Origin of the sequence: Brevibacillus sp. NSP2.1 (genome assembly GCF_000470975.2) — a bacterium.
GTDB classification, from domain to species: domain Bacteria; phylum Bacillota; class Bacilli; order Brevibacillales; family Brevibacillaceae; genus Brevibacillus; species Brevibacillus agri.
The window spans coordinates 5,335,316-5,361,532 of the sequence record NZ_CP048274.1; the positions used below are offsets into that span (position 1 = coordinate 5,335,316).

The 26,217-nt window shown below is 57.2% G+C and carries 22 protein-coding genes and 1 riboswitch; of the genes, 1 reads left to right on the plus strand and 21 read right to left on the minus strand.

The features are described 5' to 3' along the window. Positions 1–3: 3 nt before the first annotated feature. The 12 genes from pfkB to M655_RS28200 form a co-directional block, all read right to left on the minus strand. Positions 4–918, minus strand: a complete 915-nt coding sequence (pfkB, locus tag M655_RS26255; RefSeq protein WP_005835575.1) for a 1-phosphofructokinase — start codon at positions 916–918, stop codon at positions 4–6. Next, a complete protein-coding gene (locus M655_RS26260) occupies positions 915–1,667 on the minus strand; it encodes a DeoR/GlpR family DNA-binding transcription regulator (protein ID WP_007782597.1) in 753 nt (250 codons plus the stop codon). The genes pfkB and M655_RS26260 overlap by 4 nt, the downstream gene beginning before the upstream one ends. Before the next feature lie 238 nt (positions 1,668–1,905). Next, entirely contained in the window at positions 1,906–3,510 is a 1,605-nt protein-coding gene (locus M655_RS26265; protein WP_005835572.1) for a methyl-accepting chemotaxis protein, read from the minus strand. Positions 3,511–3,938: 428 nt separating this feature from the next. Continuing rightward, positions 3,939–4,679, minus strand: a complete 741-nt coding sequence (locus tag M655_RS26270; RefSeq protein WP_026558305.1) for an MntP/YtaF family protein — start codon at positions 4,677–4,679, stop codon at positions 3,939–3,941. Between the two features lie 238 nt (positions 4,680–4,917). Then, the gene (locus tag M655_RS26275) at positions 4,918–5,877 is read right to left on the minus strand and encodes a sporulation protein (RefSeq protein WP_005832237.1); all 960 of its coding nucleotides are present in this window, start codon (positions 5,875–5,877) and stop codon (positions 4,918–4,920) included. A gap of 35 nt (positions 5,878–5,912) precedes the next feature. Next, on the minus strand, positions 5,913–6,827 hold the full coding sequence (locus tag M655_RS26280) for an arginase family protein (RefSeq protein WP_286086040.1): 915 nt from the start codon (positions 6,825–6,827) through the stop codon (positions 5,913–5,915). Beyond that, on the minus strand, positions 6,817–7,596 hold the full coding sequence (locus M655_RS26285; RefSeq protein WP_005832234.1) for a hypothetical protein: 780 nt from the start codon (positions 7,594–7,596) through the stop codon (positions 6,817–6,819). Before M655_RS26285 ends, M655_RS26280 begins: the two co-directional genes overlap by 11 nt. 12 nt (positions 7,597–7,608) lie before the next feature. Then, positions 7,609–9,936: a universal stress protein gene (locus M655_RS26290; RefSeq protein ID WP_026558307.1), complete on the minus strand. Its 2,328-nt coding sequence runs from the start codon at positions 9,934–9,936 to the stop codon at positions 7,609–7,611. A gap of 15 nt (positions 9,937–9,951) precedes the next feature. Then, positions 9,952–10,512, minus strand: coding sequence for a potassium-transporting ATPase subunit KdpC (gene kdpC, locus M655_RS26295; RefSeq protein WP_005832230.1), 561 nt, complete (start codon positions 10,510–10,512; stop codon positions 9,952–9,954). Between the two features lie 34 nt (positions 10,513–10,546). Next, a complete protein-coding gene (gene kdpB, locus M655_RS26300; RefSeq protein ID WP_026558308.1) occupies positions 10,547–12,586 on the minus strand; it encodes a potassium-transporting ATPase subunit KdpB in 2,040 nt (679 codons plus the stop codon). 27 nt (positions 12,587–12,613) lie between these two features. Next, positions 12,614–14,287, minus strand: coding sequence for a potassium-transporting ATPase subunit KdpA (gene kdpA / locus M655_RS26305; protein ID WP_026558309.1), 1,674 nt, complete (start codon positions 14,285–14,287; stop codon positions 12,614–12,616). Between the two features lie 50 nt (positions 14,288–14,337). Further along, entirely contained in the window at positions 14,338–14,394 is a 57-nt protein-coding gene (locus tag M655_RS28200; protein ID WP_353505650.1) for a potassium-transporting ATPase subunit F, read from the minus strand. A 620-nt stretch (positions 14,395–15,014) separates the two neighbouring features. After that, a riboswitch (cyclic di-AMP (ydaO/yuaA leader) is annotated at positions 15,015–15,158 on the minus strand. 277 nt (positions 15,159–15,435) lie between these two features. Between M655_RS28200 and M655_RS26315 the strand changes: the two genes are divergently transcribed. After that, positions 15,436–15,807: a Na-translocating system protein MpsC family protein gene (locus M655_RS26315; RefSeq protein ID WP_005832223.1), complete on the plus strand. Its 372-nt coding sequence runs from the start codon at positions 15,436–15,438 to the stop codon at positions 15,805–15,807. A 55-nt stretch (positions 15,808–15,862) separates the two neighbouring features. Here M655_RS26315 and M655_RS26320 read toward each other — a convergent pair whose 3' ends face one another. From M655_RS26320 to M655_RS26360, 9 genes are all read right to left on the minus strand, one after another. Continuing rightward, a complete protein-coding gene (locus tag M655_RS26320) occupies positions 15,863–16,918 on the minus strand; it encodes an ABC transporter ATP-binding protein (RefSeq protein WP_005832222.1) in 1,056 nt (351 codons plus the stop codon). After that, on the minus strand, positions 16,915–18,657 hold the full coding sequence (locus tag M655_RS26325) for an ABC transporter permease (RefSeq protein ID WP_286085936.1): 1,743 nt from the start codon (positions 18,655–18,657) through the stop codon (positions 16,915–16,917). Before M655_RS26325 ends, M655_RS26320 begins: the two co-directional genes overlap by 4 nt. Beyond that, a complete protein-coding gene (locus M655_RS26330; protein ID WP_005832219.1) occupies positions 18,647–19,738 on the minus strand; it encodes an ABC transporter substrate-binding protein in 1,092 nt (363 codons plus the stop codon). The genes M655_RS26325 and M655_RS26330 overlap by 11 nt, the downstream gene beginning before the upstream one ends. Positions 19,739–19,773: 35 nt before the next feature. After that, entirely contained in the window at positions 19,774–20,553 is a 780-nt protein-coding gene (gene surE / locus M655_RS26335) for a 5'/3'-nucleotidase SurE (protein ID WP_005832217.1), read from the minus strand. A 15-nt stretch (positions 20,554–20,568) separates the two neighbouring features. After that, positions 20,569–21,351: a sugar phosphate isomerase/epimerase family protein gene (locus M655_RS26340; RefSeq protein ID WP_025845826.1), complete on the minus strand. Its 783-nt coding sequence runs from the start codon at positions 21,349–21,351 to the stop codon at positions 20,569–20,571. Continuing rightward, positions 21,327–22,148, minus strand: a complete 822-nt coding sequence (locus M655_RS26345; protein ID WP_005832214.1) for a PHP domain-containing protein — start codon at positions 22,146–22,148, stop codon at positions 21,327–21,329. The genes M655_RS26340 and M655_RS26345 overlap by 25 nt, the downstream gene beginning before the upstream one ends. Before the next feature lie 249 nt (positions 22,149–22,397). Further along, positions 22,398–22,598: a copper ion binding protein gene (locus M655_RS26350; RefSeq protein WP_005832212.1), complete on the minus strand. Its 201-nt coding sequence runs from the start codon at positions 22,596–22,598 to the stop codon at positions 22,398–22,400. A 68-nt stretch (positions 22,599–22,666) separates the two neighbouring features. After that, positions 22,667–25,084: a heavy metal translocating P-type ATPase gene (locus M655_RS26355; RefSeq protein WP_005832210.1), complete on the minus strand. Its 2,418-nt coding sequence runs from the start codon at positions 25,082–25,084 to the stop codon at positions 22,667–22,669. Between the two features lie 204 nt (positions 25,085–25,288). Continuing rightward, positions 25,289–26,215 (minus strand): pseudouridine-5'-phosphate glycosidase, encoded by a 927-nt coding sequence (locus M655_RS26360; protein WP_005832208.1) that lies wholly within the window; start codon positions 26,213–26,215, stop codon positions 25,289–25,291. Positions 26,216–26,217: the final 2 nt, after the last annotated feature.

Genomic DNA, 26,217 nt, shown 5'->3' on the forward strand with positions numbered 1-26,217 from the left:
CCATCACGAAATGAAGGTAATCGTAACGTCCTGAATGAATGCTTCTATTTTTTCACGCGTGCAAAAACCTTCCGACAGGGCGGTCGTACTCCCGGCCGCTACGGCAAAACGAAACGCCGCTTCGGTATCCATCCCGCGTGTCAGACCGTAGAGAAATCCTGCTACCATCGAATCTCCGGCGCCGATCGAATTGACCGGTTTGCGCTGTGGAATCTGGGCAAGATAGGACTCATTCCGGTTGACAAAGACCGCTCCTTGTCCGGCCATCGAGACGATGACGTTTTGCGCGCCCATCTGGAGCGCTTTTCGTCCCCACTCGATCGCTTCGGCAGGAGTCGCAATCGTCACGCCGTACAATTCGCCCAGTTCATGGTGATTCGGTTTGATGAGGAACGGTTCTTCCGGCAAACCGTTTTTCAAGGCCTGCCCTTTGGCGTCAAGGAAAATGCGGACTCCCTTGCCGCGCAGCCGCTGCATAATCATCTGGTACATATCGGAGGGCAAGCTCTTGGGGACGCTTCCGGCGAGGACGAGGTAATCGCCGCTTTGCAAACGGTCGATCTGCTCAAAAAGGCGCTCAAGCGCTTCTTCAGGAACGGGGGGAGAGACCCCGCTAATATCCGTCTCGTTCTCAGCCTTTATTTTTACGTTGATCCGCGAATCGTGATTAATCTGGATAAACTGATGAGCAATGCCGGCTTGCTCGATCTGCTGCTGTATAAATACTCCCGTAAACCCTCCGACAAACCCCAGAGCCGTACTGTCTTCACCGAGGGCGCGGAGAACTTTGGAGACATTGATCCCTTTTCCGCCTGCAACCTTCCACTCTTTTTTCGCCTCGTGAATCGCTCCTTGCGACAGGGCAGACAGCCAGATGTGGTAGTCAATCGACGGATTCAGGGTTACTGTGTAAATCATGCTTTCACCACTTTAAGAGTTGTTATTCTGCTGTATACTTGTTGTTCCTCTTGGCTGATACCGCTATCCGTGATGAGCGTAATTCCGTGCAGGTCGCCCACTTTGGCAAACGTGACGCGCGAAAACTTGTCGGAGTCGCACAAGACAAAGCGTTCATCCGAAAACTGCAGCGCCAACTGCTTGACGTACGCTTCATCGGGATCCGGTGTAGTCAGACCGTGGCTTTGGTCGATCCCATTCATGCCGAGAAAACATTTATCAAAGCGATATTGGCTGAGCGACTTGATCGCGTCTCGCCCGACGAGCGACAATGTAGCCGCTTTCAATTCACCTCCCAGAAGAATCGTTCGGATGTGGCGGTTAATCAGATGGAGGGCTATATCCACCCCATTCGTCACGACCATGATGTTCTCGGGCAAGTACGGGAGCATCTGATAAGTCGTGGTGCCCGCATCGATAAAAATCGAATCGCGGTCTTGTACCAGGCTGGCAGCGTATTTGGCGATCGCCGTCTTTTCCCGCTCGCGTTTGACCGACTTTTCCAGGATCGTCGGCTCCTCGATTTTGCTTTGCAACACAGATGCTCCACCGTGGACGCGCTTGAGCAAGCGCTGTTCTTCCAATTCGCTCAAATCCCGCCGAATCGTCGACTCGGACGCTCCTGTAGCCTCGACAAGTTCATGGATTCGCACGAAGTCTTTTTCTTTTACGAGCGCAATAATCAACTGATGACGTTCCGGAGTTAGCATCGTACCCTCCCTTCTGGCAGTGCCATCTGATTGATTTTGATTATACATGCACATTCAATCAAAAACAATCACAAATGGTCATAATCAATCAGTAATGCTGACGGAAAGTGTTCACGCCTCCGCCAAACAGCCGTTTGATTCAAATATGTCAGCAAAAAAACCACGACCAACATGCTCCACCATGGTTGATCGCGGCTTCCTTTGTAATCCCGTATGATACTTGTGTTGTACGGCCCGCTTACAGCTCGAACCGCTCGGCAATCTGGTGAATCTTCACAGATGTCTCGTGGAGTCGTCTGGCTTGGTCGGATACCTGCTCGGTTGCGTTTAGCTGGGCCTCGCCGGCTGCTGCCGCTTCCTTCGCTGATACAGAAAAGCTTTGCGAGATGTACATGACCTTGTCGATATTTTGTTCGGCCGCGTCGACATCGCGCAGCACTTCGCCCATGACTTCCGCATTGCGCGCCGTATGAGTCGCAGAGAGGGCTGATTTTTCGGACAGGACGTGCACGATTGTTTGCAGCTCCTGCACGAGCGCGAGTCCGCTTTGCACCTCCTGGCGTTCTTCCTGGACGACTTGCACGGTCTGATGGGACTTCTTAATAATCGCACCGGCGACGTCCATAATGTGGGAAGCAGCTTCGTCTGCCCGGTTCGCCAGCTTGCGCACCTCATCCGCGACGACTGCAAATCCCCGTCCTTCCGCACCCGCTCGCGCAGCTTCGATCGCTGCATTCAGCGCCAGCATGTTTGTCTGTTCGGCGATTTCCCGGATGTCGCGAATCATTTGCTCAATCCCGGCAGCCTGGCGCTTAAGCTCATACATGGAGGTCTCTGTCGTATGGCTCGCCTGCTCGATGCGCTGCATTTGCATGTGCAAGTGGCTGGTTTTCGCAATCCCCTCCCGGGCGGCCAGCTCCGCTTCCTGGGTCAGCGTACTGGTCTCTTTCAATTCGCTCCCGGCTTTGCGAATCAGTGCCGTAATCTTTTTTAATACCGCCTCTGTATCTTCAACCAGACTCGCCTGCTCCACCGCTCCGCCGTGCACCTGCTGCAGACCGGCAGAAAGCTGCTCGGAAGCGCTTAGCAGCTCCTGAACCATCGCTTCCTGCTTTGTACTGATCTCTTTGGTCGCATGCGACGTCTGCCGCAACTCAGTCAATATGCCATGAATGCCAATTAACATTTTGTTGATTTCAAACGACATTTGCCCCCATTCGTCGCGCCGTGCAGTCTGCACTCTCGCTTTCAGCTTTCCTGAAGAAATGGCTTTCGTGACCCTCATCCAATCGCGCCAGTTGTGACGGAAATTGCGATGGGTCAACAGCCCGATACAAGCGGCGAGCATGAGAGCTATCGCTGCAACCGCTCCTTTTGTCCAGGGCGACTGAGCCAGCCACAGACCAACTGTTGCGAAACAAACGGGCATGACGAAGGCCGCCACCAGCTTCCAGCCGTAGGACAAAGCGGGTACGACCACGCCTAAGCGCAGACTGTAAGCGTTTTCTCCTCTTACCTGAACAGGTACTGATGTGTCCAGCAAAAGCTCACCGGTGTTGCGGGGGTACATTTGTGCCAACGGTTCATTGGTTCGTGCGGCACGTAAACCGACTTCATCGTTGAACAACGTGCCTTCCCGCAACCGGTTAGTGTGAATGATCCCGAGTCCCTCCCGCGTGACGAGAACAAAATATTCGTCTCCTTCCAGCATGTCATCCAGCCTTTGTCTGATTTTCGCGCTATCGTCCTGGACCGTTCCTTCCTGCAAGAGCGCTTCGATTTCTTTTGCGGCTTGCTGCACCTTTCGCAATGACCTTTGCTTCAGCTTTTGACTCGCTTTCACAAAAACCCCCACCCCATTAAGCAGAATAATACCGTATTGTTATATTTCCCCAAGTACGATCGCTCTCCTGTCTACCGCTTTGCATTTGCCCGCAAAAAATGCCATCGTGCCCATGAAGGCGAGGTTTTTCTGATCGCCCAACAGAACCGTCGAGGCTTGGGCCGTGTCCAATTTTTTGACGTTTTTGCCGAGGAACAGACTCCCCCTTCAGCGCCGACTCTTCTACCTCCAGCCGATTGGCGGTCAAAAGCCGCATCGCTATGAAGGGCTTCGGTCACGTCGGCCGCTGCCAGCGTGTACCATTTTCGAATTGGCTGTGTATCCACCTACATCTCCTCCATCCACTTCTCACACTGGGGGTTTTCGTTAGAGAACGAATAAAACAACCCGTCCTTTTTCCAGGACGGGTCCGAATTTTTGAATGGAAGTTATTTCAAACTTTTGGCCAACCCGATGCAAATGAGCAGAATCGGCGGCAGCCAGGTCAGGCGGGCAAGCCACCTCGTTTTTCCCGCACGCCGTCCGATCGCCAGCCCGACCGCAAGCAGCAGCGCGCTCATTATCGCGATGCACAACGCGACGACGAGTGGCGAGTAGCCCAAAAATGTGAGGCTGATTCCCGCGCCAAAAGCGTCCAAAGAGAGCGCCAGCCCCAGCATAACCGCCTCCCAGCCCATGATATGACCCGAACGGTCCGCATCGGCTTTGGAGGGGTCTTTCAAAATTTGAATCATGACACCGAAAATGCGAAATTGCGTTAATACTGTGCGATCCAGCTCTACCTGCGTTTCTCTGGCTGACACTGCCGCCTCGCCATTCGCGGCAGTCAGCGCGCCTGCTTGACCCGCCGGCATACCGGACTGTGCGGGCAGCAAATCCGGCTCCGTTCCCCTGCCCTGACGCGAAGAAAAAAGCCGCCAGAGAGTAAACAAGCCCATCAAAATCAAGACGGCTGCGCCGATATGCTTGCCAATCTCAGGCGTCAGCCAATCCGTCAGCGAAGCACCTACGAGCATGACACCATACACAACGGCAAAAGAACATCCCGATACGACGACCAGCGACAAAAACGGCATTTTCATGTTGCGCAAACCATACGTCAATCCTACGCTGACACTGTCCATGCTGATGGCCAGGGAAACGAGCAGGAGTGCGAGCCATCCGCTCATATGTGGTCACCTCTTTCCCATTGCCTATTAGATATACGCGAGAAGGGCTTTTCATGTGCAAACAAACAAGGGATCGGCTCATCACCGAAGCGCTCGGCGCTTCACGAAAAGTCCGTGAGTGGGCGTGCCGATGAGATCACGCCCGTTTTCGCTGCATTCCTACACACAAAAAAGCCATCGCCTGCCGTCATCCAGCAAGCAATGGCTTTCTTTCCTGTATGTGTATGCGAAATGCCTTTTACAGTTCCTCGTCAAATCCGCCAAAGTCAAAATCCATCTCTTCGCCCTCGCCGCCATCCTCTGAGGCCATTTCCTCATCCGGCGACATCAGCTCGCTAAGCAGCATGCCGCCCAAGAACCCGGCTGCCATGCCCCCGATCATGCCGCCCATGCCGCTGCCGCGATGTCCGTGGTGGCCGTGTCCGTAATGCCCCTGTTGGTAGGAAGCGAGCGACACGTACGGAATCGCTTGCGGATTGTTCGCGTATTCGCGAATTTTTTCGATCAGATAACGGGACAGCTCTTCCTCTTGTCCGTCTGCGAGCAATTGCTGCGGAACCACGATTTCGGCCTTGTACTCCTTCTCGCGGCGCAAAAAGCCTGTAGCCAGGTCCAGCTCTACCAGCATGCGCAGCTCGTCTGGCGCGGTGAAAAAGACCACTTCCAGCTCATTGAGCGGAATGCCCAGGTTGGCAGCCGGGAAAAAGGAGAACTCTTGCCCGTACGGCGTCAGCTTGCCGGAGTCTGGCTTTTGGCGCAAGTTCAGGCGGTCAAACGCACAGAGTACGCGCTCCACTGGCTCGGGCGGCAAAATCTCGACGCGGTCAAAATCGGTCGGGTCGAGGGCCATTTCCACATCGAGCTTGGTTTGCAGCGCGTACTGGATCGCTGGCGTCGACACAGCCAGTCCATGCGGCATCTCAAACGAAAACGGAATCTCCTGCACGAACGGCTTTGGCTGTACCGTAAAGTTGCGGCTGATCGGGTACACCTGCACCTGCTTGGTCACTTCCTGCCCGCGCAAATTCACTCTCATCAGCAGGACTGCGCTCAGCTCGGAAATGCGCTGCTCCACGTTGCCGCCCTCGATTCGCACGACACCGGTCATCGTCTCTCCCAGTCGGTAGCCAGGGGCGTCCAGCTTGAGATCAACCGTTGCCGCTCCTACACCGAATTTTGCCATCAGCTTTTTGAACATCGGCTTCTCCTCCATATATAAGCAATTACTTATATTTATAGTGTAGCAGAAAAAGAGCCTTTAACGCGAGTGGCTAATGCGCGAGCGAGCAATTCCACCAGTCTGGCGGCCTGCTCCCCGGTCGTATCCCGCAGCGCGGAAAACTCCGTCACTTCCATGGCGACGACACGCTCGTCACCGAGCACTGCGGCGAGCAAGGCTTCCGCTTCCTGCAAAGACAGCCCCGTCTCGCTTGGCGCATAGGCGGCTGCCATCGCTTCCTTGTGCATGACATCCACATCAAAATGAACGAGAATCCGGGCATCGGACGGAATCGCCTGCAAGATGCGGGCGATGGAACCAACCACGCCGTCCTTTTGCAGTTGCTCCAACGTCGTCACGTCGATCCCGTATGCTTCGGCAGGCTGCTGCTGACAGCCCACGAGCCGGATTCGCTCTGCCTCCCAGCCGCTGCGCTCGATCCACTGTCCCTGATCCTGGAGCAAAAACCACAAGCCCATCCCTGCCGCGCCAATGCACCGCGAAGCCGAGGGAACTACGGCGTCGAGATGGCCGTCGATGACCAGCAAAAACGCCTTTTCTTTATGTCGCGCCTGGTGAGCCAAAGCCGTGCCCACAATCAGGCCGCAGTCTCCGCCCAGCATCAGCACAAACTCGTCAGACGCAAACCAGTTCTGCGCCTCTTTGCCCAGCAAGTCCCACAGCATGCGCGGAGCTGGCCAGTTGCGAACTGGCGGAATATTGTGACGGGGCAAGTAATCAGGGAGCCGCACATTCCCGATGTCCTCGACGCCAAGACCTGCTTGCTGCAATTGCCCGATGAGTCCTGCTTTGCGTAGCGCATCCGGGGAGAGCTCCGTGCCGGAGACGTACGCTCCCGTGAAATGCGGAATACCAGCCACTTTTACGTTAATAGACAGTCCCTCCATTGCTTTTGAACTAGGAATCATCACCAGTATAGCACAGCCTGGACTGAATATATTGCACAAGCTCGCTGACGGAAGGCGCAAGCCAGCCGTCCGGCATGAGGGCGCGCTCGCCTCGCAGCAGGTGGCAGGCAAACGCATTCGGATGGACGCCCGGACTCAAAAAATACACTTGCTGAAACGGAGCCGGAATCGCGTCCATCGCTGCCACGCATTTGCTGACATACGTTTGCAGCGCCTCCTGATAGCGCGGAGCGGTCAGCGCCGTCCCGCAGCGGACTTCGATTCCGGTCAATTCCTTGGCGTGCGCGGCATCCAGGCTTTTGGCGAGCGAGCAGACCACAAACAGCAGCTTGTCGGGCGAAAGCTTGTAACGCTTCTGATACTGCTTGGCAAAACGGGCCAGGGTAGCGTTCCAGGAAGGAGTGTCGTAGCTGCCCAGATCGGGAATGCACTTGAGCGCCGCGACCAACTGGTCCTTGCTCCAAAGAAACAGCAGACCGTCCATCACCTGAAAAGACAATCCGGCAAGTCGCCCCGCCAAAAACTCCCCGACCCGCTCATGCATGACCCGCGAGATGCGCTGGGACGACTTGCGCTTGAGCTTTTGCCGAACACGAATTTCCTCTTCCTCCACATAAATCCGCACAAGCGTCAAAAACAGCAAGGCTTCTGCCCTCCGCTGGCGCTCGTCCTCCTGCCCCTGCCGGGCGCACGCTTCGGTCAGGCACTCCAAACGGCTGTAGGCGTCCCGGAGGCTTTTCGCCCAGCGTCCTGCTTTTTCTGTGCCCATGCTACTCCTCCTCTAGCTCTTGTCAGATGCCTGATCGGCTACGACCAACACATCCATGTGCCGCGCCTCCCGCAGCAACCGCTGAACGACCGAGCCTTCGCAGATTTCCTTCCACCTCGTCCGCGCCGATTGCCCGATGATGACCTGTGTCGTGCCTTTTTCGTTCATGTGGAAGATGAGCTGGGTAAAAACTTTGCGCCGCCCCGCTGCCTTGTATTGCTCGAAGCGTCCTCCCAGCCGCTCGGTCAGGCCGCGCAGCTTGGCCAGTTGCCCCGCTTCCTCTTCCGTCAGCGGCTCGTGATCCTGGACATACGCCACATGCCAGACAGCCTTCAGCCGATAGGCGATACGGAAGCCTCGGCGAATCAACCGCTCGCTGTCCGCCCGCAGATTGACGCAGACAAAAATGACTTCCCGTTGCCGCCAGGGACCGCGCAGCGTTCGCCGCTCCCACGCTTCGAGCCGTTCGTCGACATCGTCCGCCACCTCGCGCAAGGCCAGCTCCCGCAAGGCAATCAGGTTTCCCGTCCGAAAAAAATTCGCCAGCGCCTGCTCTACCTTTTCCCGCGCGTAAATGTTGCCCTCGCGCATCCGCTGCCGCAGCGCCTTGGGGGAAATGTCGATCAGCTCTACTTCGTCCGCCTGATGCAAAATATGGTCGGGAACCGTCTCCCGCACGCGGATGCCCGTGATTTGCTCCACGCTGTCATTCAAGCTCTCCAGGTGTTGAATGTTCATCGTGGCAATCACCGAGATGCCTGCCGCAAGAAGTGTTTCTACATCCTGGTACCTTTTTTCGCGCTCGCTGCCTGGTGCGTTGGTATGAGCCAGCTCATCCACCAGCACGACCTCCGGATTGCGCCGGATAATCTCGTCCGTGTCCATCTCTTCCAGCGTCACGTTTTTGTAGGGGATGCGTTTGCGCGGAATCAGGGGAAGGGCGCCGATCTGCTCGCTGGTTTCTTTTCGCCCGTGGGTTTCCAACAGCCCGATCACCACATCAATGCCGCTTTTGGCCAACTCGTTTCCTTCGCGCAGCATCGTGTACGTCTTGCCGACGCCAGGAGCTGCTCCGACGTACACCTTCAAAGTGCCGCGCCTGATTTTTCCGATCTGTTGCTCCAACTCTGCCTGCGACAGACGGCGGTACGGGTTGGCGGCTTCCGCAGCTTTTCGCCTGGCTGGCAAAACCCGCTCCCCGTTGCGCTCCGAGCGGTCGGCCACGATCAAAATATCAATGTTTTTGGTCTGCCTGAGAATTTTATGGACAACCGAGCCGCGCCAGATTTCTTCCCAGCGCGTTCGCTTGGACTGCCCCATGACGATGCGGGTCACATTGCGGGCCATCGCGTAGGCGACCAGTTCGCTTGCCACTTCCGTTTCCCGCCGCAACGGCGCTTCCGCAAACGTCCCGCCCACTTTATCGACGAGCTTGACGATCGCTCTGCGAAAAGTCGCTTCCTCCTTGGTCAGCTTTTTATGCAACGGGCGAAAACAGACGACCAAAAGTTCTCCGCCGAGTCGTTTGGCAACCTGTTGTCCGCGCCGGACCAGAATCGAGCCGTTCCAATGATACTGGGCCGAGACGAGGATTCGCTCCGTCGCCCCAGAAGCGCCGACCATGCCGTGCTTCTCGCGGTAGTCCTCCAAATCTTCATTTACGCCTGTGGCGACGAAGCGCAGAGCCAGCTCCCGCAGCACGTGCAGATTGTCCCTGCGAAACAGCGGATGGTTGCTACGGGTGGCCGATCCGTCCTCCTGAAGCCGTTTCAGAATCGCTTCCGGGGTCACGTCCAACAGCTTCACCTCGTCCGCGAGCGACAGCGTGTCTTCCGGCACGCACTGGTCGATCTGCACCTGCGTCCGGGTCAACCGCTCCGCCAGCTCCTTCATGCCCGCCAGCTCGTAAATATTGACGGTCGCCATCACGCTGATCTGATGGTCGAGCAAATAGCGGACGTCATCGAGTCGCGTCGGACGGGGCGCATCGGGACGATTGCGGTGGGCCAGCCCGTCGACCAGCACGACCTCGGGATCGCGCTCCAAAATACGCGGCACATCGAGATCGTGCCGCGTCTCGCCCTGCGAAAACCAGACGAGAGGGGGAATTTGCTCCAGCCCTTCCCGCATCTGGGCGAGCTTTGGCGAGGCGTCCCCTCCGGTAGCGGCGATCACGACATCAATCCCTTTTTTCCGCAGGCTCTGCCCTTCCATCAGCAAATGGTACGTCTTGCCCGAACCGCTCACGGCCCCCAAAATGATTTTGAGCCTGCCCCGGTGCATGTTGGAGATGGACTGCAAAATTTCCTCCGGGGACTTTCGGCGAAACTGCTCGACCATCTGGCAGCCCTCCTGCTATTTCAACTGGTCCAAAGCGATATTCAGCTTCAGCACGTTCACCCGCGGCTCTCCGAACACGCCCATGCTTCTTCCCTCCGTATGCTCCGCAACCAACACCTGCACCTTCGCCGGGTCGAGTTGGCGCGCTTTCGCGACGCGCTGCACCTGAATGGCAGCCGCCTGCGGCGAGATATGCGGATCCAGACCGGAACCGGAGTTAGTCAGCAGGTCGACTGGAATGTCTTCCTGCCTGACGCCGGGGTTGGCTGCCAGAAAAGCGGCGATGTCTTTTTGCACGCGCTCGATCAAGGCTGGATGGGACGGCGCATAGTTGTTCGAGCCGGAGCCTGCCGCATTGTTGTCGATGGAAGAAATGCGGCCCCAGAAATACTTCGGATCGGTGAAGGTTTGCCCGATCAGCTCGGAGCCGATCACGGTGCCGTTCGCATCGGCAATCAGGCTGCCGTTCGCCTTGGCTGGCATGACGACCTGCGCGATTGCCGTCATCGCCAGCGGGTAGGCCAGGCCGCAAATGAGCAGCAACACGAGAGACAAGCGGAGATTTTTCCAGACCATACAGATTCACCTTTGCTTTCTTTTTTCAATGGGTTTACACAAGGTTCAGTCCGACGAGCAGCAGGTCGATCAGCTTGATGCCGATAAACGGGACGAGGATGCCGCCTCCCCCATAGATGACGAGATTGCGGCTGAGCAGCTTCGACGCGCTCATCGGCGTGTACTTCACGCCTTTGATCGCCAGCGGAATCAGAAGCGGGATGATGAGCGCGTTGAAAATCAGCGCGGACAAAATGGCGCTTTGCGGCGTAGCCAGCCCCATGATGTTGAGGGCGTTCATCTGCGGGATCGCCAGCATGAACATCGCCGGAATGATCGCAAAGTATTTCGCCACGTCGTTTGCGATACTGAACGTCGTCAAGGCGCCGCGCGTCATCAAAAGCTGCTTGCCGATCGCCACGACTTCGATAATTTTCGTCGGGTCGGAGTCGAGATCGACCATGTTCGCCGCTTCCTTCGCCGCGGCGGTTCCGCTGTTCATCGCCAGTCCGACATCCGCCTGGGCGAGCGCAGGCGCGTCATTCGTTCCGTCGCCTGTCATGGCGACCAGTTTACCTTCTGCCTGTTCTTTGCGGATCAGTGCGATCTTGTCCTCCGGCTTCGCTTCCGCCACAAAGTCGTCGACGCCTGCTTCGCGGGCAATCGTCGCTGCCGTCAGCGGGTTATCGCCCGTGCACATCACGGTGCGAATCCCCATCCGTCTCAACTCTTCAAAACGTTCGCGCATACCCGGCTTCACCGTATCCTTCAAGTAAATCAACCCGAGAATCACGTTGCCCTCCGCCACTGCCAGCGGCGTTCCGCCTGCGGTTGCGATCCGGCTTGCCTTTTCGTCCAGATCGGCAGGAATCTCCCCGCCTTGCTCCTTCACGTATGCTTTGATCGCATCGACAGCGCCTTTGCGGATGAGCACGCCGTTTGCCAGATTGGTGCCGCTCATGCGCGTCTCCGCCCGGAATTCCACCCCCAGAGACCCCGGCAGCTCCAGCTCGCTTGCTGACAGCCCCTGCTTTTTCGCCAGCTCCACGATCGAGCGGCCTTCCGGTGTTTCATCGTGTACCGAGCTTTGCGCTGCCGCCCGGTTCAGCTCCGCGGCCGTACCTGCACCTACCGGGACAAACTCTGCTGCCATGCGGTTTCCGTACGTAATCGTGCCGGTTTTGTCCAAGATGATCGTATTGATGTCGCCTGACGCCTCGACCGCTTTTCCGGACATCGCAATGACGTTGAACTGCGTGACCCGGTCCATGCCGGCAATCCCGATGGCCGACAGCAGACCGCCTATTGTGGTCGGAATCAGGCATACGAGCAAAGCGACCAGGGTAGCGACGGGAATAGCCGCGTTCGCGTAGCTGGCGATCGGCTGCAAGGTCGTGCAGACGATCAGGAAAATCAGCGTCAGGCTGACCAGCAACGTATGCAGGGCCATTTCGTTGGGCGTCTTCTGCCGTTTGGCCCCTTCGACCAGCGAAATCATCCGATCGAGGAACGACTCGCCGGGATCAGCCGTCACCCGAACGCGAATGCTATCACTCACAACACGCGTCCCGCCTGTAACCGAGTTGAAGTCGCCGCCCGCCTCCTTCATCACGGGAGCCGATTCACCCGTAATCGCTGATTCATCGACGGAAGCGATGCCCGCCACGATTTCGCCGTCAGCAGGAATCAACTCGCCTGCCTCCACCAACACCAGATCGCCCTTCCGCAGCTCTGTGGCGCTGACAATCTGAATCGTGCCATCTTTGGCAAGCCTTCTCGCTTTCGTGTCCTGCTTCGTTTTTTTCAGGCTCTCGGCCTGTGCTTTGCCGCGCCCTTCCGCCAATGCTTCCGCGAAGTTGGCAAACAGGATGGTCACGAACAAAATCAGGCTGACGACGCCGTTGTAGAGCCGATCCGATGCCCCGCCGAACAGGTCGGGAAAAATCGTCAACAGCAGCGTCAGGAAAAATCCGACTTCGACGACAAACATGACCGGATTTTTCAGCATGACCCGCGGGTCCAGCTTTTTCACGGACTCGACAAAGGCCCGCTGGTACAAATCTTTGGGAAGCGCAGTCGTGCGCGTTTTGCTCATGGGAATATCTCCTTCGTCTTCTCTGTATTAGCGGATGGTCAGCCACTCGGCAACCGGACCGAGAGCGAGCACGGGCAAAAACGTCAACGCCCCCACGATCACAACCGTCGCCAGCAACATCAGCAGAAAGACGCTGTTGTCCGTGCGCAACGTTCCCATCGTCTCGGGCACAGGCGTTTTCGCGAGCAGGGAACCCGCTACCGCCAGCATCACAATGATGGTGACGTAGCGGCCAACCAGCATGACCAGGGCAGTAGAGAGGTTCCAGAATGGAGTGTTGTCGCCCAATCCCTCCAAGCCCGAGCCGTTGTTGGCTGCCGAAGAGGCAAACTCGTACAGCACCTGAGATACGCCGTGGAAGCCGGGATTGGAGATGCCTGCTGTGCCCATGTCTGTCGCGAGCGCAACTGCCGTCGGCGCCAAAACAATCAACGGATGAACGAGAATCGCAATCGCGATCAGCTTCATCTCTTGGCCTTCGATTTTTCGCCCGAGAAATTCCGGTGTGCGGCCGACCATCAAGCCTGCGATAAACACAGCCAAAATCTCGTACATCAAGATGTTGACCGTCCCGACGCCATCTCCGCCGAACACGCAGTTCAGCATCATTTCCCCAAGCGGCACGAGGCCGCCCAGCGGGGTCAATGTATCGTGCATGTTGTTGACCGCCCCTGTCGTAGCTGCCGTCGTCACCGCTGTATAGAGGGCGCTTTGCGCGATGCCGAAGCGCACTTCTTTTCCTTCCATGCTGCCCATCGCCTGCGACAAGCCAGCCCGCTCCAGCGCCGGGTTGCCGTTGGCCTCGCTTGTGTAGGCGAGCGTCAAAAATGCCAGAAACATCAGGCCCATTGCCCCGAAGATCATCCAGCCCTGCTTGCGGTTTTTCGTCAGGAAGCCAAACGTAAACGGCAAGGCCGCCGGAATCAGGAACATCGCGAGAATTTCCATCACGTTTGTCAACGGCGTCGGATTTTCAAACGGATGCGCGGAGTTGACCCCGAAGAACCCGCCGCCGTTCGTGCCCAGATGCTTGATCGCTACCAACGAAGCGACCGGGCCGCGCGCGATTTGCTGCTCGGCGCCGCTCAGTGTCGTCGCTGTCGCCGTCGATTCCAGCGTCTGCGGCACGCCTTGCGCCACCAGGAGCAGCGTCACCACCACCGCCAGCGGAAGCAACAGCCGCGTATGCGCCCGCACCAGGTCCACGTAAAAGTTGCCGATGCTGCGCTGCCCGGTCAGCCCGCGCATGAACGCCATGACGACGGCAATCCCCGTGGCTGGAGTCGTAAACATCAGGTACATAATCACCGTCATCTGCGACAGGTAGGACAGACCGCTTTCCCCGCTGTAGTGCTGCAGATTGGTATTGGTCAAAAAGCTGACAGCCGTATTGAACGAAAGCAACGGGTCCATAGCCGCTACCCCGCCCGGATTGCCCGGCAGCACCCCTTGCAGCCGCAAAAGCACATAGGCAATGGCACCCATCGCGAGATTGCTGACCAAAACCGCTCCCGCGTACTGTTTCCAGGTCATGTCTGCGACGCGAATCCCCGACAGCCTGTAAATCCCTTTTTCCACCCCGCCAAACAGACGGTCCAATCGAGTCTCTTCCAGCGAAAAGGCTCGCGCCAGATAGCGCCCCGTCGGAACAGCCAGTACGAGCAGCACCGCCAAAACGAGCGAGATTTGTATAAAGTCCACGGACAATTCCTCCTACTTCCTCTATGAAATGAATCGTTCGACCTTTTCGCCTAATACTTTTCCGGGTAGAGCAATGCGTGACCCAAATAGAGGGAGAGTCCAGCCACAATCAGCAGCAACACGATCATTTCCCCTTCCCTCCCTGCTCTCTCACCACGGCGTCACAAAACTGGATGAGTGCAAAAAACGCACTGAATGCAAGCCCCAAGAGCAATATCGAAACCAAGTCCATTCGAAGCCCCTCCTTTTTTCATCTGCTGCCTGTCGTTTCTTTCGCGCCATCCTCTTTTTCTGGCCCCTGCCTCCGCCTGCCCACGAACAAAATCGAACCGGATCGCCTCTTTCGCTCCCCCTTTTGGAACAAGCTTTCTCATCTGAAAAAACCTGCCAATCGGGTAAAAAAATAGACCAATGCTTACCCATTCCCCGACACGCAGATCGTCACGACAGGCCGGCAGAGATGGACAGACGGGCAAACCCCGCCCGCATCCAGCGGCATGAAAATGAAAAACGATCGCTACTTCGGAGAAAAAGTACTCATTGGTCTACCTAACGCCCAGCCGACTTGATTTGCCTTCTTTGCGTTTTGTCTCCCGTTTCCTTTTTCAAAAAAACAGCGTATGCTTTTTTGGGCAAAACGAAAAGACCTGCGGATTACGTTTCGAGCAAGTCCTTCTCGCCGTCCCGACGGACAACAAAAAAGGCCTCCTCAAACAGGCGGTCTTTTGACCTCCCTCGCTTTAGCCGACGAAGTTAGCTGACGGGTAGGATGGCGAAAGAGTCTCTCATCCCTTCCACGAAACCGTGGAATTAACCCCAGAAGATTGGGTCCTCCGTTCCCGAGTGCCTCGGGATTAGGCCAGATTTGCAATTGTTGGTTACGAGTCTCATTATACGTCTGGCATAATCGGTTGTTAATGTCTTGTTTTTCGCTTTTTGGCACGCTTTGCGCATTCTTTATCGATGTAAGCGCTTTAGCTGCATCAAGCCTCAGCCGCGCGCTATATTTCATCCGTTCTCTCCTATTTTCGCGAAAAATCATCCGGCTCGCTCTCCGCCTTGTCGATCCAAAGTTTTGCTTTGTTGACAGGCTTCCGTCCGTCTCAGTAAGATTAAGCTCAACGAAGCAATCTTGGGAGGAATCTCGTTTGGCCATCTCGATCAAAAAGAAGCTGGAGGCCGAAATCAGCGAAGCCTTTATCAAATTTCAACGCGACCTGATCGGACGGGGGCCGCAGGAGGCCAAGACATATATCGTCTCTGACATGGTGATCGCTCGCTTCAAAGGTGTCCTCACCGTCGAGGAAAAGCATCTGTCCAGCCACGAAAAAGGCAGGCGGATCGTCAAGGAAATGCGCGAGATTTTGCGCGAAATGTACAGCGAGGAATCGGAACAAATCGTCGAGAAGCTGACCGGGTGCAAAGTGCTGTCCAGCCACAGCGACATCAGCACGAAGATGGGCGAGCGGATCGAGGTTTACGTCCTGGATAAAGATTTGGAAAAACAGCTTGGCTCGTAACCGGATAAACAAGCAGAAGGCTTCGCCTGCGCGTGCAGTGCGAAGCCTCGCTTTTTTACAAGCACACCTCAACCTGCACCGGCTCGTCATACGCAAAACGCTCGCTGATATCGGTGACGACCTCCCATTCTTCCTCCCCGACGCGGATCGAATAAATCAGCTCGCGCCCCTGAAACTGAACGTGAACGACCTTCCCGACAATCCCGTCCGCGCCTGGCTGCCAGGCGGAGAGCTTGAGCTGGTCTGGGCGCACAGGCAATACTTGCTGGGCATAAAAAGCGGAGAAGTCGCGGGAAACGGTGATCGGCAGCGCTGGCGCCCCGTGCTTTTCCAGCAAAAACGTGCCCGGAGCGGCCCAGCTTCCTTTTAAAAAGTTGGCCCTGCCGACAAACTTGGCGACAAACGGCGACTCGGGCGCGTAGTAAATATCGTGCGGCGTGCCCGCCTGTTCGACTCTGCCGCTCTTCATCACGACGATCTGATCCGCCATTGCCAGCGCCTCTGACTGATCGTGCGTCACGTAAACAATCGACGTTCCCAGCTCGCGGTGGATGAACTGGATTTCTTTGCGCATCTGCATGCGCAGCTCTGCGTCGAGGCTACTCAGCGGCTCGTCCATCAGCAAAAGCGTCGGGTTAAACACGATGGCCCGCGCCAGGGCGACACGCTGCTTTTGCCCGCCGGAAAGCTGGCTCGGAAAGCGCTCCTCCATTCCCCCCAGCCCGACCATCTCCAGCATCTGCGCTACGCGCGCCTTCGGGTTTTGCCTGAACGCCTCCGGCACCTGCTGTTGATGCTGCAAAGGAAACGCCACGTTTTCGTACACCGTCAAATGCGGCCAGAGCGCGAACGACTGAAACACCATGCCGATCCGCCGCTCCTCTGGCGGCTTACGCTTGCTGGCATCGGCTACACACTCGTTGTTGATCCAGATTTCACCGCTCGTCGGCGATTCAAACCCGGCCAACAGCCGCAAGAGCGTCGTTTTGCCGCAGCCGCTCGGCCCGAGCAGGGCGACAAATTCGCCTTGGCCGATCTGTAAATCGAGCTGGTGCAGCGCCGTCACACCGCCGAATTTTTTCGATACCCCTACTACACGCGCACTGTTCATCGTTCGATCCTCCGTTGCCAGTATCGTTTCCACAGGCTGCCCGCTGCCAGCGCCAGCAGAATAGCCACTACAATCACGGTAGAGAGGGCCGTGCTGTAGGTAGTGGAGCCCGCCTGCTCAAAGCTGAAAATGACGACGCCGATCGTTTCCGAACCGGACGTCCACAAGAGCGACGATATCGTCAGTTCCGTAAAGGCGGTGAGAAAGACCAAAAACAAACCAGTCGCCATCCCCGGCGCATAGAGCGGCAGCAAAATTCGCCGCCACCTCGTCCAGAAACGCCCGCCGTTGATGCGCGCCGCTTCCTCCACTTCCTTGCCTACCTGCATGATCGAGACGGTGCTGCTTTTCACCTGCAGAATGAGAAAGCGCGTCACATAAGCGATCAGTATGAGCCAGACGGTTCCGTACACCCCTGGCTGCCAACCGGGAATCGGCTCGATCCAGGTCAAAATCATCGCCAGCCCCAGCACCATGCCCGGCAACGCATACGGCAGCGCCACGACGCCTTCCATCGCTTTGCCCGCCGCAGACGGTTTATGGATGCGCCAATAGGCGAACAGCGTACCGGTCACAACGCACAAGACACCTGCCATGCTGGCGAGCATCAGGCTGTTGCCGATCGCCCCCCGCGTGCCCGCGTGGTCGAACAGCACGAAGGCAAAATGCTTCCAGGTCAAATTTTCCGGGACAAACGGCAAGCCGTACGCTTTGACGAAGGCGTTTGCCGCCATGGACAACAGCGGCAGCACGCTCGTCACGAGCAAAAAGCCGCCGACGGCAATCTCCACTGCCAACCGATGTTTGCCCAGCGAACGCCGGATCGACTTGTCCTCGGCACTGGTCTGGTCGACGCGGCTTTTTCGCAGCAACCCCCACTGTAGCCCTGTCCCCGCAAGCGCGATTACGCCGAGCAGGACAGACAGGACAGCCGCCCGCGCAAAAGCGCTCGGCCCAAATCCGATGACTTCTTCGTAAATGAGCGTGCTGAGCACCGCGATGTTTTCCGGGATGCCCAAAAATGCCGGAATGCCGAAGTTGTCCAGCCCGGAGATAAAGGCCAAAAGCCCTCCCCCGGTGATGCCCGGCAAGGCGAGCGGCAGCGTCACCCGGGCAAATACCGTTCGCGCACTCGCGCCAGAGGAATGCGCCGCCCATTCCAGCTCCTTTGGAATCCGGTACAGCACGGACAGCGTCAGCATGTACACCAGCGGATAGTGAGTCAGCCCCATCACGACGACGATGCCGTCAAGCCCGTAGACGTTCCACAACTCGACTGGCCCTCCCGCAAGCCAGCTCGCTGCCCGGTTCAGCACGCCCTGCGGCCCTGCCAACTGCGTCCAGGCCAACGTCATCACGTAGGAGGGAATGAGCAGCGGCAACAGAGCGAGGGCGTGAATAGCGGCCTTCCCGCGTATGTCCGTATAGGCGCACAGCCAGGCCAGCGACACGCCCAGCCCAATGGAGATGAGCGTGGAGAGGCCAGCCGCCGTAATCGTATGTCCGACCGCCTCCCACGTCCGGGCATTGGCGAGCACTTCTGCAAAATACCGCAGCCCCAGCCCTGCTTCTGTTTGTACACTCAGCGCAATCAGCTTCCACAACGGATAGACAAAAAAGAAGGCGACCGGCACCAGCACGATCCACGTAGCCGCCTTGTCCAACGACAGGGAGGCGGCGAATTTGCGCCGCTCCCCCATCTGCCTCTCGCTCACCGCCGTCTGCCAGTTAGTTGCCACCCATCATCTCTCCAAATTTCTTTTTGTCCGCTTCTCTCGCTGCTTCCAGCTCGTCAATATTCGCAGAAAGCGCCTTGATCTGGTCTTGCGCGCGCAAGCCTTCCGGTGCCTCGACGCCTTTGCGGATCGGCGTGTAGCCAAGGCTGCTGGCGAGCTTTTGTCCTTCTTCCGAGAGGACGTAATCGACGAACGCTTTTGCCGCAGCCTCGTTTTTCGTCGCCTTCATGATGCCAATCGGCTCGGTGATGACAGGCACGCCCTCGTTCGGGTACACCAGTTCGACTGGCGAGCCTTCTTTTTTCGCGCGAGCCACAAGGTAATCGACGACCATGCCGTAGTCTTTTTCGCCGCCCGCTACGCTTTTGAGCACGGCGCCGTTCCCTTTTGTGACGGTCATCTGGTTTGTCTTCAGCCCGGCAATGTAGTCCCAGCCAAAATCGTTTTGCCGCGTCAGTACGCCTACGTTGTACGCCGCCGCTCCCGAGTAGAGCGGGCTTGGCATGATCGCTTTGCCTGCCGCCTCCGGGCTGGTCAGCACCTTCCAGCTATCCGGGAGCGTCTTGACTTTGCTGCTGTTGACCGCGAGCACAGTCGCCATCACTTTTGTTCCGGTGTACGCGCCGTCCGCGTCCTTCCACTCTGCCGGAATGTCCGCCGCCTCAGGCGATGCGTATGGCAGGAGCAAATCTTGTTTTTTCAGGCTGGCAAAGGTCGGCGCATCCGCGACCAATAGCACGTCCGCCTTGACTTGTCCCGCCTGTGCCTCCGCCTGCAAGCGGCTGATGACCTCCTCTGTCCCCGAGCGGAACAGCTCTACTTTTACGTCAGGATACTTTTTGGAAAAACCGTCGATCAAAGCAGCCGCGTCGGCATCCGGCTGGGACGTGTAAAAGCTCAGCGTCCCCGCTACTTTGGCCGAAGCAGGCTCCGCTGGCGCGGCAGTTGCGGCCGTTGGAGCCGATTGCGGCGCTGGCTGCGACGGTGTCGACGAAGAAGGCTGGGAACCGCAAGCGGCAAGTCCGAAGACCGATGCGGCTGCGAACAAGGAAAGAGTCCATTTTTGCAACAGAACACGTTTCATTTTTCATTCCTCCTGATTCAAGTAGGCGTGCTTCGTTAAGAGCTTTGCTTCGCGGTTTGAAACCATTTTCCGATCTTGGCCTTCATGGCGGTGTTCGTCATGTTCAATTGCAGCGGTGTAATCGTGATAAATCCGTCACGCAGCTTGTAGTAATCCGATTCCTCGTCCTCGAAGTGCAACTCGCTCAAATGGTCGGACAGCCAGTAGCACAAGTAGCCTTGCGGGTCGTTCAACCCGACGTACTGGTAGCGCAGCACGTCCATCGCGAGCGGCGTGACGGCCACGCCTTTTACCATCTCCTTGGACAAATACGGCAAATTGATGTTCAGTACCGCTTCCGGGCTGAGCTTGTGCCGCAGCAGCGTCTCAAACACGTCGTAGGCAAGCGGCTCGACGATGGAAAAGTTCGGGCTTGGCTTGAGCGTGGCGAGCGACACGGCAATGGAAGGAATCTGATACATCGCTCCTTCAATCGCCGCCGAGATCGTGCCGGAGTAAAACACATCCCGTCCCAGGTTCGGGCCGCGGTTGATTCCGGATACGATCACGTCCGGCTTGTCCTTGAGAATCACCTCGACTGCCATTTTCACGCAGTCAGCCGGAGTGCCGTTGACCGCCCAGGCTTCGAGCGACGTATCGAAAAAGTTCACTTTGTTCGCTTTTACAGGGGATTTCAACGTGATCGCATGGCTGATCGCGCTGCGCTCCTGGTCCGGGCAGACGATGGAGACGTTGCCGAACGGCTGCAAGGCTTGCGCCAGGCACAGCACGCCGCTTGCAAAAATGCCATCGTCATTCGTTACAAGAATATTCAAAACAATACAGACCTCCTATCCAAATGAGACACAGTTTCCTTGCTGCAAATACAGCAGGTTTTGCTTGAGCTGGGACAAATTCCGCGCATCGTCGAAGCCTTCGACGACCAGAGGCTTGTCTGCGGCAAGCAGCAACGGCCAGATCGTTTCCAGATCAATTTCCCCTGTTCCAAGCGGCACGTGCAGCTTCGTCGCCGTCGCGTCGCTCACGTGAATTTTATCGACTCCCTCCAGTTCCCGGAAAAACTGCGGCAGGGAACAGGTCAGAGGTACGTGCGCAATGTCAAAGGTGGCTGCCGTCGGGTAATCGAGCGCGGCGCGCAGCCTGTTCAAGTCTTGCGGCGTCACGATCAGTTCCTTGGGCAGCGGCTCGATATGCTCGATCGAGAGCACGCGGCCCTGTCTCATCGCCTCTTGCGCCAGCTCGTTCAGGCCCTCGACGAGAACGGCCTCGTGCCATTCCCGGTTTTTGTGCGTCAAGGTCACACGGCCCGGATGGATCGTGACGCTTTTCGCCCCGATCTCGCCCGCAAGCGCCAAAGAACGCTTGATTTCCTCGACAGACTGCTTGCGAATGCCGCTGTTCAGCGAGCACAGGTTCAAATCCCAGCTCGCCGCATGCAAGGTCAGCTTCATGCCCACACGCCTGGCTGCCTGCTGGATTTCTCGCGGGTGGCTTTGGTGGAACCAGACGTGCTCGGCCCAGACTTCCATCCCGGCAAAGCCGTATTGCCGGGCGATGAGGATCGCTGCCTCTACCGGGTACGCCCACATCAATGTTGATGAAACATACAGCATTTCCACCACTCCTTTACTTCAGCCGGGATGGGCACGCTGCCGACCGGATACGGGTTGCGCGACTGGTGCCCGTGAAAGTCGCTGCCTCCCGAGCAGATCAGGTGATTCGCTTTGGCCTGCCGCTCCCAAAATGCCGTCTGCGCCGCCGAATGTTTCGGATAATACACCTCGATGCCGTCGAGGCCATAGGCGAGCAGCGCCTCCAGCTTCACTTCAAAGGAGTAGATACCCGGATGAGCCAAGACCGCAATCCCGCCTACCTCGTGCGTAAGTTCGATCGCTTCGCGTGCGGAAAAAGAAGGCCGGGGCACGTACGCCGCGCACCCTTTGCGCAAATACGTCTCGAACGCAGCCTGCGGCGTGGGACTGTAGCCGCGCTCGGCGATTGCTTCTGCCACGTGCGTGCGCACCATCACGCCGCCTTTTGCCCGCGCTGCACATTCTTCCATGGTGATCGCCACGCCCAAGCGGTTACAGCGCTCGATCATCTCGGCGATCCACTCGATCCGCTCCCGCTGCCGCCTGTCCATGACGTGCAAAAGCCGCGGGTCGGCCATGTCGAAGCCGTAGCCCAAAATGTGCAGCTCGTCTTCCGGGCCGTCCGTATTCCACTCGATTCCCGGCAGGAGCGCCAGGCCGAGCCGTGCGGCGTCTTCGCGAGCCAGCAGATATCCATCGACGGTATCATGGTCTGTAATGGCTAGATGAGTCACGCCCCGCTGCTTGGCCCAGACGAGCAGGTCTGCGGGAGCGAGCTTCCCGTCAGAAGCGGTGGTGTGCATGTGCAAGTCCATCATCTGACCATTCCTCCTGTTCTTGTCCGACTTGTTTGCTTTCGTTTGATTTCATTGTAACTGCCGTTTTTGAAGGTCGTATAAAGCGGGCGACAAGGTTTGATAAAGGAGAGGCGCGTGTCTATGCGGGTTTTCAGTTGTTCGGTTGGCGGAATATTGAGGTTGTGTTAACGATTTACGAAGTCTTTACAAAAAGAAAAAGCCCCCGCCCGAACTCGTAGTCCAGGCAGAGGCTTAGCGTGCTGACAGCTATTAAACGACGTCGTATCCTTGCTCTTCGATAGCTTCCTTGATCGCTTCCAGCGTCAGAGTGCTTTCGTTATAAGAAACCTCGACTGTTTTGGCTGCGAGGTTGACTTTTCCCTCTGCGCCAAGCTCCTTCAACGTTTTTTCCACAGCGTTTACGCAATGGTTGCAAGACATGCCTTCTACGTTCAATGTGACGTTTTTCATTCTCAATCTCTCCTTTGGTTTTATGTGTATAGGGATGCGGACAATGCCGCTTGTTGCTGTTTTTTGGCTTACAGCTTCACTCGCTGCAGTCGCAGGGCGTTGAGCACGACGGAGACGGAACTGAAGGCCATTGCCGCTCCGGCGAGCCACGGGGCGAGGAAGCCCAGGGCGGCAAACGGAATGCCCAATGTGTTGTAGGCGAAAGCCCAGAACAAGTTTTGCTTGATGTTGCGAATGGTGCGCTTGCTCATTTCGATGGCGTCGGCGACACTGGTCAGCTCGCCGCGCATGAGCGTGATATCGGCCGCTTCCATCGCCACGTCCGTCCCGGTTCCGATTGCCATGCCGATGTCAGCGGTGGCAAGCGCCGGGGCGTCGTTGATTCCGTCGCCGACCATGGCGACCTTTTTGCCTTGGGCTTGCAGCTTTTTCACTTCGGCGGCCTTGCCTTCGGGCAGGACTTCGGCGATGACGCGCTCGATTCCTGCCTCGCGGGCGATCGCCTCCGCAGTTTGGCGGTTGTCGCCGGTCATCATGATGACCGTCAAGCCCATTGCTTTCAGCCGCGCGATCGCTTGCTTCGAGGTCGGCTTGATCGTATCGGCCACGGCGATCAACCCGGCCAGCTTGCCGTCCACGACAGCCAGCATCGCCGTTTTTCCCGCCTGCTCCAGCGAGAGCATGGCATCTGCCACCGACTGGTACGACACGTGATGCTGCTCGAGCAGACGGCGGGTGCCGACCAGCACGTCCTTGCCCTCAACTGTGGCCCGAATGCCAAAGCCGGGGATCGCTTCAAACGAGCTGGTTTCGGAGAGCGCCACGCCTTTTTCCGCGATGCCGCGAACGATCGCCTGGGCCAGCGGATGCTCGGAGTTTTTCTCCGCCGCCCCCACCAGTGCCAGCAATTCCTGTTCGGCAAAATCAACGGGGATTACATCTGTCAGCTCAGGCTCCCCTTTGGTGACGGTCCCCGTCTTGTCGAGGACGATCGTGTCCAGATGGTGCGCAGTTTCCAAATGCTCTCCGCCTTTGAACAGAATGCCTAGCTCGGCGGCGCGTCCGGAGCCAGCCATGATCGAGGTCGGGGTAGCCAGACCAAGTGCGCACGGGCAAGCGATCACCAGTACGGCAATCGCCTTTTCCAGCGCCTCGGCGAAGTTGCCGGGAATCACGGCGAAATACCAGATGAGAAAAGTAACAACAGCAATCCCGACGACGATGGGAACGAAAATCCCGGAAATGCTGTCAGCCAGCCGCTGAATCGGCGCCTTTGTTCCTTGCGCCTCTTCCACGACCTTGATGATTTGCGCAAGAGCCGTTTCTTTGCCGACTTTGGTCGCGGTGACCTTCAGGAAGCCGTTTTTGTTCAAGGTGGCCCCGATGACCGTATCGCCAGCCGCTTTGTCTACCGGGATGCTCTCTCCCGTCAGCATGGATTCATCCACCGCAGACTGGCCTTCCAGCACGATGCCGTCGACAGGCACTTTGTCGCCAGGCTTCACATACACGACGTCACCCGGCCGCACATCCTCGACGGAGATCGTCATTTCTACGCCATCGCGAATGACTACCGCCGTTTTGGCTTGCAGGCCCATCAGCTTGCGGATCGCTTCCGAGGAACGTCCCTTTGCCTTCGCCTCAAACAGTTTGCCCAACAGGATCAACGTAATCAGCACCGCGCTTGTTTCAAAATACAGCTCCAGCATGTGCGCGTGGGAACCGATGGAAGAAATCGCCACGTACAGGCTGTAAAAGTAGGCAGCCGAAGTGCCCAGCGCGACAAGCACATCCATGTTGGCGCTTTTGTTGCGCAGCGCTTTGTACGCCCCGACGTAAAACTGCGCCCCGATGATGAACTGCACAGGCGTCGCCAAAGCGAGCTGCACCCACGGATTCATCAAAAAGTCCGGCAGCCAGATGAACGAGGTGAAGGAAAAGTGACTGACCATCGACCAGAGCAGCGGCAGCGAAAAGATCAGTGAAATCCAGAACTTTTGCGTCTGCCGCCTGATCTCTGCCATCCGGCGATCGACCTGTTCCTCTTCTTTGCCTTCTTCCTTGCGGGCCGCCTGATACCCGAGCTTTTCCACCTGGCGAACCAGATCGCCCACGCCCACCTGCGCCGAATCGTATTCAATCGTGGCCGTTTCCATGGCGAGATTCACGTTCGCCTTCAGGACGCCGGGCATTTTATTCAAGCCTTTCTCGATGCGGGTCGAGCAGGCTGCACACGTCATGCCTGTGATGTTCAGCTCTACCTTGTCTGCGGCCACGCCGTAGCCAAGTGCTTCAATTTTCGAGCGAATATCGTCGAGGCTCGTTTTCGCCGGATCGAAGACGACCGTCGATTTTTCCAACGCCAGATTCACATTGGCTGTCTCGACGCCATCCAGCTTCTGCAAGCCTTTTTCAATACGAAGCGCGCAGGCCGCACACGTCATCCCGGAAATCGGAACTGTAGCTTCTGCCGTTTTGACACTCATACCAATTCCTCCACATACCCACACGGGGTATAATTTATCGTATTGTTTCCCTGAGGCTTATTTTTTATCACACCTTCACTATACAATACCCCCATAGGGTATATCAAGTGGTTTTGGCACAAATTTTTCCCGCCCCTCGATTGTGCCCCGAAACCAACGCAAAAACCCCCGATGGATACCACCGGGGGCTTGTCTGTTCTTCGCTTATTTTCCTTCGTTCACTGCTTGCTGGTACGCTACTGCCACTTTCGCCGCTACCTCCGCATTGTGGCGCACCAGCGCGATGTTGGTCTGCAAGCTTTTGCCTGCGGTCAACTGCTTCACTTTGTCGAGCAAGAATGGCGTTACTTTTTTGCCCGCAATGTTGTTTTCCTTCGCTTCGTTGAGCGCTTGCAAGATCACGCCCTCGATTTGCTTGTGGTCAAGCGCATCCGCTTCCGGCACCGGGTTGGCGATAATCAGGCCGCCGTTCAGACCGAGGTTCCATTTGGTGTTCATCAGGGTCCCTACTTCTTCCGGCGTATCCAGGCGGAAGTCTACGCCAAATCCGCTTTCGCGGGCGAAGAAGGACGGGAACTCGGAAGTGCGGTAGCCGACTACCGGAACCCCTTGTGTCTCCAGGTATTCCAGTGTGCGGCCGATGTCGAGGATAGACTTCGCCCCCGCGCACACAACCGCGACATTCGTTTGCGCCAGCTCTGTCAGGTCTGCGGATACGTCCCAGGTGATTTCGCCTTCACGGTGTACCCCGCCGATGCCGCCAGTCGCGAACATGCGGATGCCCGCCAGGTCTGCTGCGATCATCGTAGCCGCTACAGTCGTCGCGCCGATTTTGCCGCTAGCCAAAATGTAAGGGAAGTCGCGGCGGCTCACTTTTTCTACCGACTTGTTGGTCGCGAACTCTTCCAGCTCGCTCTCGGTCAAGCCGATCTTGATTTTGCCGTTCATGATCCCGATGGTCGCAGGTACCGCACCGTTGTCGCGGATAATTTGCTCGACTTCTTTTGCCATCTCGATGTTTTGCGGATACGGCATGCCGTGGGAGATAATCGTCGTCTCCAGGGCAACGACCGGCAAATTGTTCTCCAGGGCGTGGCGTACTTCCTCTGTAAAGGTCAAGTATTGTTTCATCA